The organism is Citrobacter sp. EC_71, assembly GCF_019584005.1.
Taxonomy (GTDB): domain Bacteria; phylum Pseudomonadota; class Gammaproteobacteria; order Enterobacterales; family Enterobacteriaceae; genus Citrobacter; species Citrobacter werkmanii.
On the sequence record NZ_VDAY01000116.1, the window covers coordinates 1 to 231 of the forward strand.

Annotated in this window: 1 protein-coding gene; it reads right to left on the reverse strand. The window is 66.7% G+C overall.

What is annotated here, in order from left to right; all coding sequences use genetic code 11:
* A partial coding sequence (locus tag FHD02_RS24960; RefSeq protein WP_220394401.1) for an Ig-like domain-containing protein occupies positions 1-231 on the reverse strand: 231 nt, incomplete at both ends.

The following is a 231-nucleotide window of genomic DNA, read 5'->3' on the forward strand; positions in this document are numbered from 1 at the left end:
GCGCGCCGCCGTCAATGCTCACCATCATGCTCACCGCATCCGCATCGGTGCTGATGGCAAAGCCCGGTGCCGCTACGTTGGTCTGGTTATCCCCCGCCGTCCCGGTGTCGTCGCTTAGCGTGATGACCGGGGCCGCCACGGTGGTGTCCACGGTGATGGCCAGCGCCGCCGAGGTCGCGGTATTGCCGGCGTCATCCGTCACCTGCACCGTCACGGTATAGTCACCGTCTG